Consider the following 20,357-nt stretch of genomic DNA (forward strand, 5'->3'; position numbering starts at 1 on the left):
AGTAGTGTGCCCTGTGATATCCCCCAACCTCGGAAACGGCGGGCCCAAGTAGTCAGTTTGAAGGATAAAGGAAGGCACCGACAATCTTGAGCGGCGCTCCGAGCCAAAACGTCGACGGCCGTCCGCATTGGGGTTGCGCCTCGTCGTCGCCAAAGACGGCTGGAAGAAAAACGTCACCGAACGCCGCGTTGGCGATCGCCCCTTCGCCGGCGCCAAAGCAGGAGAAGCGGTTACTGGACGGATCCAAGAACTCCACTCAGCGCGGACCATCCCGGGCCGGCAGGTCTTCATCGCCGAAAAGAACGGAGTGGCGCGTCCGAGATCGACGACGTTTCAGTGGACAGCTGGGACGGATGCGCCTCCTTCCGCCGCCGCATCATCCAGGGCTTCGTGGACGCCAACGTCCGCGACGCCGTGGTCCTCGCCGGAGACGTCGACCGCAATTGGGCAAACGACGTCAGGTGGACTAACGCATCCCGCCTCCCTGGTCAGTTACGAATTGGTCTGCACCTCGACCACCTCCACGGCAACAGTATCGGCTCCACCGTGGTCTGGACCCCGAATCTGATTTCTCTAAACGAGGATCGCAGCTACCTTGGAAACCAAAACACTACAGAGCGCCCACCGACGGCTTCCGGTATGGACTCCGCCACGACCCCCGTGCGCGCCCCGTGTGCATGTCAATCGACAGTTAGTCCCTTCCTTCGATTGGGGCGAAACTGCTAATGATTGTGGTAGCACGAGCGGCAGTTCATTTCCCGTCCGAGTTGTTGGACGAAGTCAGCCACCTCGCGTTTGGATGCATCATCGCCCGTAGACGGGGCGCCTTGGACCATGAACCTGTGCCACATTAGTGGCAGCTCCCGTTCACCAATTACGTTAAGGAGGCTGTAAATTTCGACTTGCCAGGCCGTTTGGAGGCTGGGGTTATCTGGTCTCCCCTCATGAACTAGCTGCATCAAGCGCAAAGCTTGTTGAACGAGGAGTTGCTGCTGTAACTGCTCTCGAGCGTGCCGTCTATCGGCCTCTGCCCGGCTATCCGCGGCGCGCCTGTCGTCCGCGGCTCGTTCATCGGTGGCATACCTATCTGAGGCCGCGAGCCTCATGGCGGATTTCCGATCCTTACCGCCGTTGACGAGCGCTACACCGACGCCGACGAGCGTAACGAGGACAGCTACGGCCTGGAGTAAGTTGGCCCAGGCCTGGCTGCTCAGGCCTGCAACGAAATCTAAGTCCACGGTCGAGTCCCGATTCTAGACCACATCCCAGATCCTCTTACTAACTTCGAAGAGCAACCGGTGCCGTGCTTCGACCTCGTCCAGCCCGAAAGTCTCGAGTGGACGGAAATTAAGACTTTCACGGCGGGTGAAATCGAGGAAATCCAACTTGCTCTTGTACGTGTCCTCGCGAAGAGTCTCATTCCAATAGAGCGTATTCGCGTAAGATCTTAGCTTTTCGTCATAAGGCTCGTTACTGCTGGAAATGTTGTCGCGCCCCCGGAGCAGAAGGACGGCTCCCAACCGATTCCTTTCGACCTCGAAAAGCTCTTCATTCCCGTCGAAGTGCCCTAAATTTACGTCGTTATAAGACAGCACGTGCTCGATATGAAAACCGTTGCGGGTTCCCGTCCTCGCGACGAGGTCGTATATAGAATGCTTCATTTCCCGCCCCATGCCCTGCGCCATGTAGCGCTCCACCCTTCCAAAGAAGTAGCGTGCGAAGCGGCTGGTTAGCCTATCCACTGTCATGGGGCGGAAGAGCTGGTAGCTGAACAGCTCAGTCGCACCTGTCTTCCTGCGCTCTTCAAGCTCTGCGAGAAGCTGCTGATCTAAGAGGTCCCGAATCTTGTCTGCAGGCTGCTCCCTGATGACTGCACTCATCTCGTAGATTCGCCCCACGAACTCGTTGGAGTCGTACTGGCCCTGCAGCCGCAACAGAGAGAAGGCCCTATCGAGCCCCTCAGACACCAAGGCGATCTTCTCGTCTTCCTCAGGATCATTCACTACGCAGGCGGACATGATCAGCTGCATCTGCGTGTTCATATCTGTAAGCCTGCCGTTGAAGAAGACGGCCGGGAACCGCGAGGTCTCTTCGCCAGCGAAGGCTAAGACCTTGTTATAAAGCGACGAGAAGTACTGAAACTCGCCCGCTATAAACTTTTTAACGGCGAGGGCGTTATGGTCCAAATTCAAGAGGTCATTCAGGTCCCTCTTGAAGATCTCGCGGTGATAGTCTCCGTCAAAGCGCACGCCCAAACCTCTGCTGGCGGCAAACTTTGCCTTGAGCCAAGACCGGAAGAAGCTGTCAATAGTGTCAGGTCCGAAGCGGTTGAGCCGCTCAACCTGTTCATCCCACAGCTCGTTGTATCTCCCTGCTGCGAGCTCGCGTTTGTCGATCTGTCCAAGGAGCTTGCCCTTAAGAATCTCATGGGGTTTGAGGCGGACCCCGCGGTCATTGATTACCTCGAACACCATTGGGACGTGCGTCGTGTCTACAGACAAGTTGATCAAGACGAGGCGGTATAGAAAGTAATGAACAAACACCTCGAACTTGCGCTGGCCCTGAATCTTGGCATCGAGAATATGACTGATGGTCTGGAAGTTGGCGACGAGATTCTCTGCCGTGACCCCGGATGCGACATCTATGGTCGAGGGATCGTCTCCTTGGAGTAGCGCCCTGAGGACGTCGATGTGTCCTTCGTGGTTCATCCAGAACGACCGCTCCATGCCCGAGTAGCCCGCAATCCGACTCTCCAGCCAAGGGCCCGTCGGAGAATTGAAGTTTTGCGCCATATGGGCCAACTTGATGAGCGTCAGCGTTAGCGTGGTCAGCCTCTGCTGACCATCCACAACAAAGACGCGGCCCTCCACAGTATTGGTGACGTAGGTATTGAGGTAGTACCAAGGATAATTGGCGTCGATGTTCGCCCGGTTTGGATCGAGATCTGGGTTCTTCTTCCAAGACTCCTCGAACTCGTACAAGATGTCATCGAAGAGTCGCTGGACGGGCTCTTCGTCCCATTTGTAGCTTCGCTGATAAAAGTCGATGTGATAGACCGTATTTGAAAATGTCTGGTCAAGGTTTTGCTTCTCCGGCTGTATTTCCAAGGACATTCTCTTTCGACTTCAGAAGTCCGGCCTTTGAGATCGGACGCCATGTTCATGAGGCATTGGTGTAAACATAGCCACACGAGAGAGATGTAAAGTGGAGGCAAGCCTGCGACGCGCCGACACACAAGCTAAGTAGCCGCTGCCTGCTGAGACGATCGTTGATAAATCACATTGAACGATTTGACCTTGCGGAACTCTTGCAAACTCTGCCCGAGATAAAGCAGCTTCTCCGACCTCTCGAACATGTCCAGCCCGCGCCCGAGCGAAATGTCCCATCCCGTGTCAGTCCTGACCCAACGGTCGTGTAGCTCCGCCGGCTCCAGAAGCTGCACGTCCATCTTTATCCCAGCGGCCTCGACCGATCCCTTGATCTGCACGAGATCTCCGAGCTGTCTCTGGGCATAGCCGGGGTCGTCATCCTGCACTGTCTTTACGAAGAGCTTTACTTCATCGCCTGGTTGGATCCGCCGCGCCCAAGTGGCGATAAAGTCGACGAGGTTGCGCATTTGGTGCGGGGTACGGAGGTACGGATCTTCCAAGATGACGCTCGTCGCGCCGTCCAGATAGGGGCCGAATATCCTCTCGTAGCTCGCGCCAGTTTCGCCGTTTTGGAACGTTAGGGTCTGCCCCAACGGTTGCGACGACGGCCGCGAGCCACCCGACACAGCTTCCTGCTCAGATGGGGTAAGGGAAGTCGACGGGCTTCCGCCGTTGTCTGTCCCAAGGGCGCCTTGCTGAGTATTGCCACCATCAGACACGGGCACGCCGCCCATCCGGTTGTAGATACTGGGGTACTGAAGTTCCTCGGCCGTCGCGACGCCCCGCCACTCGCCGTCGAGTGTCTCGTAGCCGAACTTCACGGCCGACATCGTTTTGTCGATTCGTAGGATCTGGTCCTTGATTCGCTTCCTGCCCTCAATTGCCAGGCGCAGTATTTCTTCGATTTCGTCTACGCTTGCAACACCGTGGGGGTACAAGATTTTCATAAGCCCCGAGAAGGTCTTATGAATCCCGTCGCGGTCGCGGGTAGAAATATCCGTCGAGAGGCTGAAAAACTCCGTGTAGCGGTCGGAGTAGTCATGGACCCGCTGCGATTTCAAGATCTCGGCGATGTAATCGACCACAAACCCATATCCGTCGGAGAACATCTCGCCCCGGATGATGTCGACTTCCCAACCCGGAATGTAGTGGTGCAACCGGTCGAGGAAGGCAGCGTCGTGGTACGACGGAGGCAGCTCGTCGAAGAGGTCCGAGTGCTTCAGCATATGGGGAACCGTGTGCTGGGTGTTGCCCACGAAGACCATCGAGGCCTCCGCACCGAGTGTCTCCACGCCCCGGGAGAACGTCTTGTTCGCCATGTAGTTCTTCATGATGTCGACGAGTGCTTTGTCCGACTTCTTCGTCTTGCCTGCAAACTCATCGAATGCCACGGCGTCCCAGTAGCCGACGAGTCCCAGCCGCCCGTTGGCGTTGTTCACGAAGAGCTTCGGGACCGTGATTTCACCACCGGAGATCAGCATCCCGTGCGGCGAGAACTCCGAATAGATATGGGATTTGCCGGTGCCTTTTGGGCCCAACTCCACCAGGTTGAAGTTACGTTCGCAGTAGGGAATGAGCCGAATCAGCTGGATGAGTTTGGCGCGGCGGTCGAACATCTCCGGATTGAAGCCGATCGACTGGATGAGCAAGTCAATCCAGTCGCTAGTGGTGAACTCAGCCCGATTCGACAAATACGCGTCCAGGTCAAAACTGGAGAGCTGAATTGGTTTGAGGGACGCCAGTATCCACGGGCTTTGGCCCTTGTCAGGCGAGTGCTCGTACTCAACGTCAGCCAAGCACCATACCCCGCTGACCAGCAGTTTGGGGTGTTGCTTTACCGTCCCCGCATCGACAAGCACCTTGCTCAGCTTGAGGTTCGAGAAACTGGCTTCATAGACATCGTCTTTGTCGTTGAGCGTGACGCTGATCTTGTCAATCACTTTGTGGCGCCCGCGTTCGCGGATAGTCGAGCGCACGAGCTCGGATTCGTTGCGGTGCACGTAGTGGTCGGCGAGGATCCTTCGCACAGATCCGATACCACCCTGGATCGTTGCCTCGTCATCCGTGGCGCAGTACTGGCCGAGCAGATACTCCAAAACATACGAGGGGACAATGGCGTTGCCCTTGACAGTCTTGACGAGGTCTTTCCGCACCACAGAGCCAGCAAAGACTCCGTTTATCTTTTGGTCGAGCGATTCCACGCTATTCCCCTTTGCCCGGTCTGTCGCCAGGCCCGCCTCAACGTCCATCAGATCCCCGTCAACCCCTTGTACAGTGCCGACCCAGGCAGCAACACCCCAGCCAACCGAGCACCAACAACACCCACTAACTCAAACCCATCCGCAGCAAACCCACGCAACAACGACAAATCCATTACTTATCCCCTAGAAATCAAAGTCGCTGGTGAAGGAGCGGCTGAGCTTAAGTGTTTTCGATGCATACACTCCCCAGTATGTGGTTTTAGGGGCCTTCGCCATGAGCCGGAGCTCGACGTTCTCCTTCATGAGGTCGTCGGCGTCCTTACTTAGAACGAGCTGCAGAGACACCATCCGCTCGCGTTTGTCGAAGCTAGCCAAATCGAAATCATGGATCACCTCATTGGAGATGAGCCGGTCACCGAAGTACAGGCCCACCTTCAGTTGCCGGGCCTGGACTTTGTCGCTAACGGGTTCCTTTTGGAACAAATTGACCACTACCTGGTTGGTTGTGATCGAGTCCTTCTCCTGCATGATTTCGACGTCGACGAGAGAGACGTCTCCTGCCTTTTTCTTGTTCACCCGGAGTACGGGTACAACAACTTCCTGCAGCGACGCGCCGCCGTGCACGAAGCGGGCACCTGCCCCTTGACGCTTCAGGCGCTTGATGGATTTGGGGATTTGGATTTCGATGTCACCCTCGAGACCCAGCTGAGCCGAAGTAAACGTCCGAAGGCCGTGCAAAGCCTTCAGATTGCGTCCAAGGACAAATCTTCGATTCTCAAAATAGAACTCATCGCCGTGCGGGGTCTCAGACAGAAAGTCGCTGGCGTCGATGGCCTTGTCCTGATAGATGAACCCGTGATCAGCCGTGATCAGCATATTGCTGACGTTGGCGCCCGCCGTCTTCTTGACCAACGAAACAAGATCAACCAAAGCCTGCTCCGCTGCTTGGAATGCCGAGGTCTCTGTAGTCAATTTATCGCCGGTGTGGTCAATAGTGTCGTGGTATATGTAGACCACCTGGTTGTCCCTGAAAAGCTCCCTTTGCTGGTCGCGAGTCAGGTCAACGAACGACGTCGACTTGATGGCTTTGCCGGCGACGTGTGACAGGATCTTAGACCGATTCTCAGTGCCACCGGATGGTGCGCCGTCCAGTAGGACCAGAGCATTATTGCCGGCCTGCTGCTCAAGCTTTGCGTGCGGAAGTAGGGATGCCATTCCTAGCTGTGTGTAGCTTGGAAGAACGCCCAACTGCGCTTCGAGAACGGCGTCGTAGCCGTTTTCTTGGCGGATACGGGAGCCGAGCTCCTCGGCAATCTCATAACGCATGGCATCAGAAATGATGACGCAGACCTTGGTCTTCTTGGCCAGCTGCGGCAGTACATACTTCGCGAAGAAGTCCCGTTGTGATGGAACAACCGCTGACCGCCACTCTTCCAGAGCATCCACTCGCACTTGCCACGAGTCGTTCAGCGGAATCAGGAACTTGTTTGAGTAGTGACTTTCGACGATGTCGCGGAGCTTCTCCAGCGGCTTGCCGAATTCGGTCTTACGCACTCGGTAGATGAAGCGTCTATAGAGGCTGTCGATCCGCCACCACGTCTGTGAGTACTTTGTCAGACCGTCGTCGAAAGAGTTGATTTGGACCTGGAATGCGTCGACCTCCTCAAGAAGAGCGACGCCGGCTTCGACAGCGAGATAGACGTCCTGGTACTCGGACCACCACAGTGACCGACGTCGGTGCCGCAAGACGTTCGCGAACTCTTTGCTCGTCAAGGCCTTGTCGGCCGCTAAGCGGGACGTCACTGAGAGGATCTTCTGGTCCACTACTTCGAAAGCCAGGTTTTCGAGCAATTCAGTGTATACAGTGCCGTCGATCGTCTTCTCAACTTGGAGAGTATTCGAAGCGCCCTCCGACAGTTCGGTGAACGCTTCGGAGTGCCGAATATCGTGGCTCCATGCGCTGAAGAACAACCGCGCGTTCCTTGCCTGGTGCCCCGCTTCCGGTTCGAATCCGTTCAAGGTGGATTTGAAGAGCCAAAGCGCGAAGTCCTCAAGACTCGGTTCAACCGACTTGTACCCGTAGATCGTCTGCAGTCCCTGGAACAAAAACTCCGTCAAGCCGCAGTCCTTGATCTTCTTGATCGGTGCATGTTTGTTCTTCGCGGAGGCCTCGAGCAGAACCCCTACGATCTCGTCTAACCGATGGTCCGAAGCATCGCAACAGACCGCCAACATCTTCGCTTTGACATCGATCGCAGAATCCGTTGGGGCGAGCATCGCCTTCAGGCTTAGCCGTTTTGCGTCGTCGGCGAAGAAATCTGAATGTTGAGGAACCAAGTATTTAAGCTCTGGCGGCAGACCGCTGACATCCGCGGCAAGGTCAACTTTGTTGGCGCTGAACTTTGCGTAGAAAAGTTCGACGTCGAACAGCCAGTTGTCGATCCCTTCTTTCACGGCACCTGTCCGATACAGAACATAGCGCGGCACGGGATTTCCACGAAGAGCTTCAAACTTCCGCGCGAACTCGTCGTTCTTGATCTCGCGTTTTTCAACGCCATCTTCAACAAATGTGTCGAAGTCCGTTTGAAACTCTCCAGCCGGATCGTTCCATACGACAATGCGCGATTTCTTCAGTGCCGCACTCAGGTGCTCATGAATCTCACTCATTGGCTTCCAACCCGACAATCTTCTTCAGTGCCGTCCCGAATTTGGGGTAGTTGGCCTTGACCCCATCGTCTAGGTCTATAGCAACCTGCTCGGTTGCCAGTGGGTACAGCACGCTCTGCTCCCACTCCTCCAGCTCCAGCAGCGTCTTGCCGATCTGCTCTGATTCCTTACGTGCAGCTGTCTGTTCCTTCACCGTCGACAAAGTCGACACCGTTACCTGATCCAGGTTTGCCCGTCGCGCCCGCAACTTCGCCTGGTACTCATGCAGGTAATCGTTCAGCACCACGCTCACCGTGTCGGGCCGGTACCGGTGCATGTAGATCAGGGCATTGAACGAGCCCTTCGGTGAGGAGAACATCCAGTAGATCGGACGCTTCTTATACCGTTGGACGTGGTCCTTGTAGAAGTCCTGCACAAAATACTTCCGGATATCCTTCCCTAGAGCATCCTCGATGAACCGCAGGTTCTCCTCGAAATGCTCGTCCCCGAAGGACACCTTCAAGAACGCCCGGAACCGCTCGGCAATGTCATCCCCAAACCAGCCGTCCGACAGGACAGGCAGCACGTTGTCCTCATCGGGCATGAACGACGGCGACGGCACCTTCGCCAAATACTGTGCAAGGGTGTCACCTTGGTCGGCAAGTACCAGCCCCGGGACATCGAGACTGTAACGTCCAAACATACAACCCACCGCATAGGATACGAGATCTACAGCGTCGGCAGCACTTTGCATCCTTTTGTACGAGGAGTCATCCTTCGAAACGCCAAATCGATACTCAGGATTGGCAAAAAGCGTCACGGGCCGGGAGCGCGGCGCCGGTGCGGAGGAGCTGTCCGAAACATACAACGAACCCAGAATCGCGTCATTTCGTTGTTCGAGCTGGGCCAGCTCTGATACACGATCCAATTGTGTGCGTCGCGTTATCTCGGATGCTTGACGTAGAGAACCGGAAGCCCCGGACATGACCAGTGGATTGCGGCCGAAATCCCATGACGACTCATACGTATCCCAGTCCTCTTTGGCAATGGCCACACAGCGACTCGATTCGAGAGGAACCTCAAAGAGTCCTTCGGCAATGGGCAACCGGGAAATGTCACCCGGCTGAAAATTTAAAGTTGGCGCGAGAAACTCAAAATAGCGCTTGGCCAAACTACTATTAAGAAAAGCGCCAATCGCCCCCAGCCCCACATCGGAAAACACGGTACATCCACCGTTATCAAAGATGGAGTTATCCGGAGTCCAGCGAGCGGAAAAGGATGAGGACGTAACGGTTGAATACGTAAAGCCCTCTCTAAAGAAGTCCTTCTCATTCCTTATTGTTGGCTTCTGCGCCGGCAGGCTTAATCGCGCTTTAATTTCGTGACCACTATTTTCCCAGTTGATAACGTACTCACGGTTTCCGTACCACCGTCTTAGCGCTCCGCCCTTGTTGTAGGGAACCCATTTGCGTGCAGTATCACGCCGTTCCAGTCTCAGCTTCGCGTAAGAGATTTCAAACCAGAACCGCAGGAATTGCTCGTTACGGCCTGTGTCCATGCCCTTGCGCGGCTGCGCTACGCTGCCCAGTTGTCGAGCAAATTTAAATAGGCTGAACTCTGAATCCTCTAACCAGTATGCAATTGGCGTCCCGGGAAGAACGCTGAACGCCTTCGCCGGGATTCTGGCATGCCGGGCTCCAACAACTGGGAACTCTCTGGGATTCGAGCCCTCTAGATCCTTGGCTTCAATGAAGTCATACTGGGCAGCTCGGGAACCTGCTCCTGAGGCTCTCCACACTGTCGCGGCGGTTCCGAATGCAATGCCCATCACCATGTTCCCCATGTGGACCATGCACTCGATATGCCGTTCACGCAACAACTTCTCCCGCAGTCCGGTATAGGAAGAGATGAACATCCAGCTCTGCATTGTCACCATCGAGCAGTAGCCGGAAGGACTCACAAAGTCGAAACCCCGTTCGATGAACATGGCGAAGAGGTCGGCTTTGGATTCCTCATAGCCAGATAGAGCGAAATCGGAGAGTTTCGAATTCATATTTCGATTGCCCATGTAGGGCGGGTTGGCGACCACCACGTGATACCGGGTCGAGAGATACTCCGACTGCCGGATCACGGTCCGGACCCGGTCCAGAACATCCCCACCGAACAAAGTCTCCGCCGCGCCCAGCGACTCCACAATCGCAGTGAGCGGGGCGATGAGGTCGTGGTTCGGGCGGATCAACGACCCGAACGTGTCAGCATCCTCAAACGCCTGCCAAAACGCGGTCTCCGCAGATTTGTCCCCGCCCCGGGTCACCAAAGTCTCCAGCTCATCCGCGGAGAAACGGACCGGCTGCAACACACAAATATTCGGCTCCGTGCCCTTCCCCGGGCTCAGGAAAGACTTCTGCTGGGCACGGGCCTTCATCACCAATGCGAACGCCGCCAAAGCACCCGCCCGCGGATCAATCTCCGCACCAAACAAATTCTGCTTCAGAATCAGGCCCGGAATGTCCGAGGGCGCGTAACCTGCCTCCTCATACATCAGGAACAACAGATCAAACGCATACGTGAGCATATGCCCGGACCCGCACGCCGGATCCAGGACCTTCAACTCCTCCGGACCGCTGATCTTGAGGAAGTCCGTCTCAGGCTCCACCGGCGCAATGTAGTACTCCATCCGGGAGGCCAGTTCCGAGTGTGGGTTGTTCAGCAGCCACAACCGGCCCAGAGAGTTCTCCACCAGATACTTCACAATCCAGTGCGGCGTAAACAACTGAGTGGCGGCCGGGATCTCCTTCGCGGTGGCCTTCTTGTTCTTCTTGAACCCGGCGAAGACCTCATCCTTCCGCGCGGCAATATAGAACTGGTACAGCCACCCGATCACCTCAACATCCGAGCAGACCTCCGGCGTCAGCGTCCGCACGATCCGGGCCACAATCGACCGGTCCGAGAGCAGATCATCGGGCACCAGGAGCTCGGTGAAATCCCCCGACCGCTCAAACATAAACGGCATCGGACCCGCCCAATGATTGCAATACGCCGCCAGCAGAAGCTTAAACGCCTCCCCCTGACCATCACGGGACACCACAGAACCCGACAACAGACCAATCACCCGGTCCCGGACCTTCTCCCCCACCACCCCGGCATCAACATGGCCGGCCTTCGCATCCGCCAACACCTCCGGCTGCCCCGCCACAGCACCTCCACCAGGAGACACCACACCCACACCCGTATAACCATTCACGTCCATAAACCGCAACGCCACCAAACGGTTAAACCACGTATACGCCACCTGATCCACCACCACATCACGGCCAGACCGGGCAATCACACCCTCAAGACGCCGCACCGCCTCAGGAAACTCCACCCGCTCCACCGACCCAGGCAACAACACCCCAGCCAACCGCGCCGCAACAACACCCACCAACTCAACCCGAACACCAGCAGCAAACCCACGCAACAACGACAAATCCATCAGGGAGTCACCTTGGTTCCACTAGAGATTTCGGCGTTCAGAGCACGGCGAATTGCATCCACGAAGTCCTCAACGTCGTCGGCAGTCTCGATGAGCTGGATATCCGAATCCAGTTCAAGTGAACCAAAGGGCACTATTTTGACGACCTTCTTGGGCTCCGGATCACCGTTCGGATCGCTCGGCGGTTCAGTGGTCGGCTGTTTAGGACTTTGGGCCAAGATCTGGAACAACCCGGGCTTGACTTCGTCATGGAATGCGCTCGCTTTACCCTTCAACGTAACGACCTGCTTCTCCGTCGCTATCCCGCTTTTAAAGCTCTGAATGCGTTTGAGCACGGCGGCCTGCGCTTCATCTGTCGCCTTCCGGAAATGGTCACTGGCAGTGACGGCCGACGCCGCCTTTCCGACAGCGTCCTGGGCAGCCGTGCGCGCTGCATCGACGGCCACTTCCAGCGCAACGCGAAGCTGCTGGAGCTGCGTGTTTAGCGCGGGTATCTTTCCACCGCGGAAAATCATCGGATCATCTAGAAGTCCCTCGATGATCCCGGGCAGCTCAGACTCAATCTGCGCCAAATTTGCCTGCTCGCCCCTCAGTAACGTGGCGCCGTCGTCGTATATCTTCCTCTGCTGTCCGTTGAGGAAGCTTTCGATGGGGTCAACGAGATCTGACTTGACGTCTTGCAGCTCATCCATGTGGGCCCGGAATGACGTGAGGTACCAATCGTCCGCGTGACCGCACACCTTGGCCAGCGACTCAACAGCGGCCGAAAGGGAGCCCATGAACGGATAGTGAAACATTGCCTGATCCGACTTGAGTTTGTCGTGCAGGGACTGCAAACGGGCTTTGGTGGCGGCGGCCAGTTCCAAGGAGTCGGCGGTCGGCTGTGGCTCGAGGAAGAAATCCTTGTAGAAGTCGGCCAGCGCGCGGACATCCGCCGACCGGTAGGCAACTGGAACAGTCAGAACCAGGACAGGAAAGCGGGCCGTGTTCTTCAGATCTGATCCGGCCTCCGTGCGTGCCAACTTCACGCCGTCACGGCTCACGGCAACTTTGCCAAGGCCTATCAACCTTGCGAGCTGCACCTGAATGGCAATGGTCGACCATCCGTAAGGCTTCTGCACGAAGTGTTCATCAACTGTCTTCACAGTTACTTTGGCAGCCTGGGCATTCTGCAGAGTGACCCAATTCAGGATCTCCTGTTCCCCTGCCGAGAGCATTTGTGCAGTATCGCTTTCGAGCGCGCCGTCCAGGACCTTAAGATTCTTCTGCATCTGGTCGTCAGTGAACTTCGTGCTGCCCAGCATCGACAGCATCGGGTAAGTTCGGGCAATGAGATCCTGGAATGCCAGGTCAATCCTCACTGCCGGGTCCTCTGAGGTAACTGCGATCTCCGAGGCGTTGGCTACCAGGGTCGCCTTTGCAATCAGACTCCGAAGGCGACCGACCACTTCCTTCCTCCGCTCTGCTAACTGCCGCCCTTTGACTTCCAAAATATGCCGCACAGCGTCGGATTGCTGGCTGGAGCTTTTCAGTTTGAGGTACTTCTCAGTCCTGAGATACAGCCGTAGATCTGCCATGAGGCGGCCGTCGTTGGCGATAACTACGCGGAGCTCATCCTTGCCAGAGCTGTGTGCTTTTAAGGTCTCGAGCGAATCAGCGTACTCATACTCTGGGCTGATGAAATGAAGAGTTAGCTCCTTCTGCTGACCATACGGGCCGTCGTCAAGACGAACACCGAACGGGAAGTCTTGGCCGTTTGACACATAGCGCACCTTGGCTGACTTCAAGATGTCACCGGTCAGGAAGCCTGCGAACTCTGACCCGAACTTGGTTGAGTCAAGTTCAACCGACTTGATCTCCTGCTCGATGTCTTTCTCGTCGCTTGTCAGGTACTCATATGTGGAGCCATTGAGCTGGATGTATGTTTGCTGCTCCAGGAGGTTCAGCGCGTCCTTCACCTTGTTGGAAAAGTCGACCATGTTCAGGCCGAAGCGGCTGTACATGAGGATGGTGAGATTTCGCGGCGTGGCTTTGAAGTCCGGTACGTACTTCACCAGGAAGAGCGCTTTAAGCACCTGGACCGCGAACTTATTCTGCTGGCTGACGTGATCCTCAGCGGTAATGATGGCGCCCTGGAGCTGTGATTTCAGGGAATGTCGAATTCCCTCGAACATGCGGTCAAATGTCGCGAGCTCGCCGACAGGGGTGTCTTGCAGCTGCTGGATGACGTCCTGGAAAACCCCGAGCATCGAACGAGCACCGACGGCTAGGTTGTTTCCCTCGAAAGCGTTGTGGGCAGAGAGCCCCTTGAGAGCGTCCTGGAACAATGTGTACTGGTACGTAATGAACGGGTAGCTGGACGTGAAATGTTCTTCGTCCTGGAAGATACGGTACTTACGTGATCCGTCGGCAAAATCGAAAAGTGTTTTGAAGTTGTTGGCTTCTGCTGCGTAGATACCGCCCAGCTGGATTGATCCACTGGCAGTCTTGTCTAGCAGGCGCTTCTGGATGACTTCTTCCACATCCGCGCTTGTCAGCTTGACGCGATTCTTGAAGCGCGCCTGGATTTTGGAGAAGTCGTTTCCCTGCTTGCTAGTACGGTCGCCAATAACCGCGTCGACGTCCTCTTGGGACGTGACCAACACCCACGCGCGCCCATTGCATCTGGTGGCGAGGGTCTCTGCGACGGTCTGGAGATTCAGCATGAGCTTCGTGTTGTCTGCAATGAACTGTCCAACTTCATCGACGAAGAAGTTGAGGTGGTAGTTGCCATCTTGGCCGTCCAGCCATTCCTTGACGTCGTTGGCAAAGTCTTCGATTGAGATGCTGTACTCGGCCCGATACTTGGAAAGTATCTGAGTGGGGGCTGTCTCGTCGTGGCCTGTCACGCGCGCATACGCCTTGGCGATGTTGCCCTCCTGGAGAATGCCAAGAGTGCGCCCCTCATCCCACGTCTTGGAGGAGATTTCCTTGTAGGCGGCCTTGAAGCTCTCAAAGAGCTCCTCCTTGACGAGGTCCCGCTCGAACTTCGCGACGTGGCCCAGCTGTCCGTAGAACCCGCAGGACTCATTGAAGACTTTGACGAAAACGCTGAGCAGGGCGTCCGGCTGGTCCTTGCTCTGTAAAGTCGCCTTCTGGTCGATGTTGAAGAGGATGCTCTTGGCCGGGATTTGCCGGGACTTTTCGATGGCCGCACGAAGAATAGCGTTGCCGTCAGTCTTTTCGATGAAACTGTCGACTACTTGGTCCCGCGAAACCTCCTGCCCGTCGACGTCGCCCAGTAAGTGTGCCAGCATCTTGAGCATGTGTGACTTTCCGGATCCGAAGAACCCGGAAACCCAGGCGCCGTTTGCGCCGGCATAGTTGATATAGGCATCCAGAAGGGATTCCATGCGCTGGCTGGCCTCGTTTGTGAGAACGTACTCACTCACTTCGGTGTCGATCTGGGACTCGTCGTCGGCTTTGACAACGCCCTCAATCGTTCGCGAAATATCCTTCGCAAAGATGTCATGTAGCATCATGGTTCCCCCTAGTTGACGTGGTAATCGAAGATGTTGAACGCGCGGTAATACTGGTCATCCGTGAGCTGCCCGAAGAGGACCAGCGAGGACCCCTGAGAAGCTGACTGGCGATACTCGCCCGGGAAAAACATAAGCATTGGCTTATCTTTGGAAATGCTCAGAAGATTATTCAGCACCGTATGGGACCGTATGTACGGGAAGACCTCGCCAATCCCCGTGAGGAAGAAGATGTCGTGCGGAGCCGCTAGCTTTTCCCTCACTCGAGGCGCCAGTTCCTGTGCAGGATCGAAGATCTGCTGAAACAGTTCTCTGAACTCATCCTTGGAGTGCTGGGGCTCCGCCTCCAGAACGCTGTCCCACAGTTCTCGTTCTCGGAGAATCTCCACAGTGAGGTCGTAGAGATTGATCTCGAGAACCTCGATGCCCTCGACTTTCAGACGGTTCTGGAGCCGTTTCTGGACTTGCTCCATTGCAAGGGCCTCAGCAGGCGCGAAGGGGCAAATAAAGAAAGGGACTTCGTTTCCGGGCACCTTGTTATCAAGGAAGCGGCGGCTTGTGAGCGCCTTGAGCAGGTGTTCCTCGCGTTTCGCGAGGGGCAAATCTGAGACCTTCTTATGCATGCATCAAACTTTCAATCTCGAAGTCTGTGACGGGATAGACCAAAAACGATCCGGGTCCGCGTCTGCGTAATGCTTCCGCGACCCGTTCTCCTATCACTTGAGGAAGGATAAGGCCTACCTCGGACAGTATGTGCGCTTCTCGGAGCATCCGGAACAAATTCTGGCGAAGTTTGTGCTTCGTCGATGGTCGCAGTTCCTCGAGTTCACCATGCCAGAACGACTTCTTGACGAAAAAAGTGTCAAGAGCATCAGGTCCAAGCTGACTGCTCATAGACAGGTACCGTTCCCTGACTACTTCTTCGGCGAACTCGGCTACAAAACTGTACTGGAGGCAGATCGCCAGCCAAACAAGCTGCTGGCGCTCGGGAGCGTTGCCGCTGACCACGATCTCCAGTTCCGAGTCGTTCAGCATACTGGCACGGTCCATCGCCTCTCGGCTGATCCGTAAGACGGCGGAAGCCGTGCGCTTTTGGATGAGGTTGTTCGCTCTCACGGAAGCTCTGGCCTCTTGCCAGTCACCCATACGCAGATACTCTGCAGCGATGACGCGGCACTCGTTAGCTAGGAGTCCGCCCGTTGTGAAAGAGAGTTTGTAGCGTTCCACTGTGCTCAATCCGACGGTCCGCCTTCGGCCGCCGCGCCGGCAATGACCCAAGCATCAACGTCACTGAGCTTGAACTTCCACAGCCTTCCGACGCGGTGAGCTGGCATCTCGCGTCTGGAAAGCCAGGCATAAACAGTGTCTTTGCTGACGCCGAGGTGCTCCGCAACGTCATCCACCGAGGACCAAGGCTCAGCCAATGGGACGTGACTCGGTTGTTTGCGGCATAGGCCCGATCATATAGGACGAGGTCAGGTTAGTCGGTAGTTCGGTGTCCCGAAACAGGGGTTCATCCCGTGGCGCGAAGCGTCAACGACGCCGGCCGGTGCCTTGCGACGTTCCGAGCCGTACACGACGCCATGCCATGTCCGTTTCGAGATCCTCGCGAGGTGAGTCGCTGAGTAGATACGCGCCGCTTTGGGGCATAATCCTGGTGGTCGGCAGCTCCGCATTATCGTGTGCTTTCCTGCTCGGCAAAACGGGCGGCCGTTCCTTCGGAAATACGCCTATGGCTCGTCCGTATGACTTTATCTGACCTGTGGTCTTGCCTTTTGTACGAACAGAGGCGGATTCGCGACGTGTCCGGTTGCTTTTCGACTCCAATATCCCGACAGCCATAACTGGTTTCCCAACCCCGTCGCAAAAAGCTCCCCTTCGATCAGTGTGCTTCGTCGCCATTCCGCCGGGAGATACCTGGGCCAACATCTTGCGGCAGACCTTACATTGCCCCTTGTTACCCTTCGGCCGGACCACCTTTGCCATGCTTCCCCCTTCTGACTATCTGATCTTTTGGCTTAACCTACAACACGGGTTGAGGTCCACGGACGTCGTCGCCGAGAACGTCGCACCGCCTGCTTTGAAAGATGGGGCAGTCGTTAGGCGTCGTGTTCACTGTGCCACCGCAGCAGCCGTCGCATACACGTCTGCGGGCATTGGCCGGTGCAGTTTCCAGGTGATGGCGATCGGCTTTTCCCCTGAGTGCTGCACGTAATCCGCCTGGCCAAGGCACTTATACGGAACGGGCAGGCCGGTCTCATCTTCTGACGTATCCCGCGTGAAGAGCAGGATGTGTGAGCCATGCCCCATGCGGTCCAAATACCGCTTCCCGGTTGGGCTGTTGGGCGAAGTCGTGTTCTGCGACTCCCAGTGAAACAGCTCCGGACTGATCGCATAATCCTTGTACATGGTGGTGGCGGAATGCTTCTTCTCGTTCTTGTTCAGTGTCACGAAGAACGCATCCGTGGCCGTGGCTGGGCACCAATCAACGCCGCCCGTACTTATTCGCTTTCGAGCCGAAGAGGTCTCGAGCGACTTTGCACCAAGTGCCGCCAAGACCTCATAGCGGCCGTATGTGGCGTGTGTCATTAGCGGAATGTGCTGCAGCCCGACGCCCAGGCCTTTGGCCGCGTGTTTGGTCGCGGCCGCTCCGAACTTCGCTAACTGGCGGACCTCGTTGCAGATGAACTGATATCCGCGCAGAAAGTCCAGGCCGGCGTCGTAAGTCTGAAAACCGCCCCCGTTTGGCCACATAGTGAAAAACAGCATCCGCACAAACGTCTGCTCGCGCGGCCTGAGATCTGCATATCGGGGCGCTTCCCGGTGTACGAGCATGGCGTACACTTCGGCACGTTCCGGATCGTCCACATGAATCAGCGCAGCCATCCGGCCGAGGAGATTCCTTTCGTCGGCATAAGTCAGGTCCTGGATCGTCCCGCTGACGACCGACTCCAGAGGTGAGAATCCCTCGATCAGGCCAGCCTGGCGGAGGTAGCCAGTCCACGAATCCTTGGTCGAACGGTAAATCGTCTTCATATCATTTCCGGACTGCTCAAGATATGCCGCCAGCTCGGTCTCCGCATACGAAGCAATATCCCGGACCAGCTGCGCCCGATTGAACCACAGCTGTGCCTTGATGTTGTCCAGCACCACTTTCTGCGCCACCCGGTCCAGCACGATCTGCGAGCCCGACGGCAGGTAAGGGAATTCGTCCTCGACGGCCTTCTCCAGCTCCTTGCGCCCGTAGCCTGTGAGCGCGCGGTACCGCAGATCAAAGCGGAACTCTCGCCGTTGCTGGCCGATGAAGTCCATGACCGTCAGGACGGCCTTGCCCTCGTGACGGCGCAGCCCCCGCCCAAGCTGCTGGAGGAAGATTGTGGCGCTCTGCGTGGGCCGGAGCAGCAGGATGGTGTCCACCTGCGGCAGGTCCAAGCCTTCGTTGAAGAGGTCGACGGCGAAGATGCAGTTGATCTCCCGCCGGCGGAGGCGCTCCAGCGCTGCTGCGCGGTCGGCGTCGTTGGTGCTGCCATCGACGGCGACGGAGGCAATGCCGGCACGGTTGAACACCTCTGCCATGTAATGGGCGTGCTGGACCGAGACGCAGAAGCCGATGGCCCGCATCTGGTCCGTGCTGGTGACTTTGTCGCGGAGTTCGCGGATCACCTTGGCGGCTCGGGCGTCGTTACCGGTGTAGACGTTGTTCAGCTGAACGGTGTCGTAGTTGCCGCGCTTCCATTCCAGCTGGCTCAGGTCGACGTCGTCCGAGACGCCGAAGTAGTGGAACGGCACCAGGAGGTCCGCGTCCAGGGCGTCCCAAAGCCTGAGCTCACTGGCGGTGCGCCCGTCGAAGAACTGCTTGGCGACGTCGACTCCATCGCCGCGTTCCGGCGTCGCGGTGAGTCCCAGAAGTTGCTGCGGCTTCAGGTGATCCAGCATGCGTCGATAGGTGGGCGCCATGGCGTGGTGGAATTCATCTATGACGACGACGTCGAAGAAGTCCGGTTCCAGCTGGTCGATGCCTAGCGCGGACAGCGACTGGACGGAGGCGAAGATATGCTTCCACTCTTTCGGCCTGTGCTCCCCCACGTAGAGTTCACCGAAGGCGCCGTCCTGCATGACGTCACGGTACGTACGCATGGCTTGTTTAAGAATTTCCTGTCGGTGGGCGACGAAGAGCAGTTTCAGATCGCGGCCGGCCGACTCACAGAGGCGCCTGTAGTCCAGGGCAGCAATGACTGTCTTCCCCGTGCCCGTGGCGGCGACCAGGAGGTTGTGGTTAAAACCTTTGAGCCGCTCGGCTTCCAGCTCTTCAAGCATCTCCTCCTGGTGGAGGTACGGCTGGACTTCGAGCCCGGTGGGTGCGTCCGGCGCTGCGGTGCGCCTGCCGCCGTTGCGCTCTAATGCTGCGTCCAGCTTTTCGCCGTCGCGTTCCGGATCGTAGCTCTGGAACGCCCGCTGCTCCCAGTAGCTGTCGAAGGTGACCTCGAACTTCTGCAAGAGAGTGGGCGTGCCAACTGAGCTGAGCCTGACGTTCCATTCCAGGCCATCCAGCAGCGCAGCCTGGCTTAGGTTGGAGCTCCCGACGTAGGCCGTGTCGAAGCCGGAGTTCCGGCGGAATAGCCAAGCTTTGGCGTGCAGCCGGGTGGCTTGGGTTTCATAGTTGATCTTCACTTCGGCGCCATAGCGGTTGACGAGCTCGTCGATGGCGCGGCGTTCCGTGGCGCCCATGTAGGTGGTGGTCAGGACTCTCAGGCGGGCGCCCCTCTCCTTGAGCTGCTCCAGGGCGGGCTCGAGCAGGCGAAGGCCCGTCCACCGGACGAAGGCACAGAGCAGATCCACAGTGTCGGCGGACTCGATCTCGGCCCGGAGCTCCGCGGCGAGATTCGGTTCATCCTTGCTGTTTGTCAGCAGCGCTGAGTCACTGAGCTTGGTGGTGGGACGCCGGAGTTGGCGGCGCTTTAGGGTGTCCGGGCGGTGGAGGGACTGGAGTTGTGTCGGGCCAGCTACTATGCGGTCGCTGTTCTGCAGCGTTTGGAGAAGGCGGTTGGCTAGGCCGACCCTATCCGCTGGATGGGCAACGGACAGGGCCCTGCGGACGGCCTCAGCAACGTGACGGGAGAGGATGTCCGGAGTGTCTTCGTCATCTATGCCCTGGAAGATAGGCTGCAGTTCCGTCGCTTGCAAGCGGTCGCCTAGCACATCTGTATTTAGAAGTTCGTACAAGCCCTCGGGCAGCTGCTTCGGTGCCGATCCCCCAATGAAGTTAGTCACTGCGCCAGGGTAAGAGCCAAGAGGTGAAAATACCAACAGGGTCTCATTGAATGCCTCAACTAATGCGAAAGACACATGTACGTGAGTCATTTCGAAC

General features: G+C 57.0%; 11 protein-coding genes. 1 reads left to right on the forward strand and 10 read right to left on the reverse strand.

The annotated features are described in order from the left end of the window. Nucleotides 1–52: 52 nt before the first annotated feature. Nucleotides 53–256: a hypothetical protein gene (locus AU252_RS05130; protein ID WP_058929798.1), complete on the reverse strand. Its 204-nt coding sequence runs from the start codon at nt 254–256 to the stop codon at nt 53–55. A gap of 80 nt (nt 257–336) precedes the next feature. On the opposite strand from AU252_RS05130, the gene AU252_RS23770 reads away from it, so the two are divergent. Further along, nucleotides 337–726 carry an alkaline phosphatase D family protein gene (locus tag AU252_RS23770; RefSeq protein ID WP_157768932.1) on the forward strand — a complete coding sequence of 130 codons (390 nt, stop codon included), beginning with the start codon at nt 337–339 and terminating at the stop codon, nt 724–726. 527 nt (nt 727–1,253) lie between these two features. Here the strand turns inward: AU252_RS23770 and AU252_RS05140 are convergent. The 9 genes from AU252_RS05140 to AU252_RS05180 all read right to left on the reverse strand — a co-directional run bounded on the left by AU252_RS05140 (nt 1,254) and on the right by AU252_RS05180 (nt 20,224). Next, the gene (locus tag AU252_RS05140; RefSeq protein ID WP_058932759.1) at nt 1,254–3,107 is read right to left on the reverse strand and encodes a DUF262 domain-containing protein; all 1,854 of its coding nucleotides are present in this window, start codon (nt 3,105–3,107) and stop codon (nt 1,254–1,256) included. A 131-nt stretch (nt 3,108–3,238) separates the two neighbouring features. Beyond that, nucleotides 3,239–5,350: a BREX system Lon protease-like protein BrxL gene (gene brxL / locus AU252_RS05145; protein WP_167349815.1), complete on the reverse strand. Its 2,112-nt coding sequence runs from the start codon at nt 5,348–5,350 to the stop codon at nt 3,239–3,241. A gap of 183 nt (nt 5,351–5,533) precedes the next feature. After that, entirely contained in the window at nt 5,534–8,017 is a 2,484-nt protein-coding gene (pglZ, locus tag AU252_RS05150) for a BREX-1 system phosphatase PglZ type A (RefSeq protein WP_058929801.1), read from the reverse strand. Continuing rightward, nucleotides 8,010–11,471 carry a BREX-1 system adenine-specific DNA-methyltransferase PglX gene (gene pglX, locus AU252_RS05155; protein ID WP_058929802.1) on the reverse strand — a complete coding sequence of 1,154 codons (3,462 nt, stop codon included), beginning with the start codon at nt 11,469–11,471 and terminating at the stop codon, nt 8,010–8,012. Before pglX ends, pglZ begins: the two co-directional genes overlap by 8 nt. Continuing rightward, a complete protein-coding gene (gene brxC, locus AU252_RS05160) occupies nt 11,471–14,992 on the reverse strand; it encodes a BREX system P-loop protein BrxC (RefSeq protein WP_099093371.1) in 3,522 nt (1,173 codons plus the stop codon). Before brxC ends, pglX begins: the two co-directional genes overlap by 1 nt. Before the next feature lie 8 nt (nt 14,993–15,000). Beyond that, on the reverse strand, nt 15,001–15,612 hold the full coding sequence (locus AU252_RS05165) for a DUF1788 domain-containing protein (protein ID WP_058929804.1): 612 nt from the start codon (nt 15,610–15,612) through the stop codon (nt 15,001–15,003). Next, nucleotides 15,605–16,216 (reverse strand): DUF1819 family protein, encoded by a 612-nt coding sequence (locus tag AU252_RS05170; RefSeq protein WP_058929805.1) that lies wholly within the window; start codon nt 16,214–16,216, stop codon nt 15,605–15,607. The genes AU252_RS05165 and AU252_RS05170 overlap by 8 nt, the downstream gene beginning before the upstream one ends. Before the next feature lie 5 nt (nt 16,217–16,221). Further along, entirely contained in the window at nt 16,222–16,392 is a 171-nt protein-coding gene (locus AU252_RS05175) for a helix-turn-helix domain-containing protein (RefSeq protein ID WP_430929466.1), read from the reverse strand. A gap of 709 nt (nt 16,393–17,101) precedes the next feature. Beyond that, on the reverse strand, nt 17,102–20,224 hold the full coding sequence (locus tag AU252_RS05180) for a DUF3427 domain-containing protein (protein WP_276203746.1): 3,123 nt from the start codon (nt 20,222–20,224) through the stop codon (nt 17,102–17,104). Between the last annotated feature and the right edge of the window lie 133 nt (nt 20,225–20,357).

It is taken from the genome of Pseudarthrobacter sulfonivorans, assembly GCF_001484605.1.
GTDB lineage: Bacteria > Actinomycetota > Actinomycetes > Actinomycetales > Micrococcaceae > Arthrobacter > Arthrobacter sulfonivorans_A.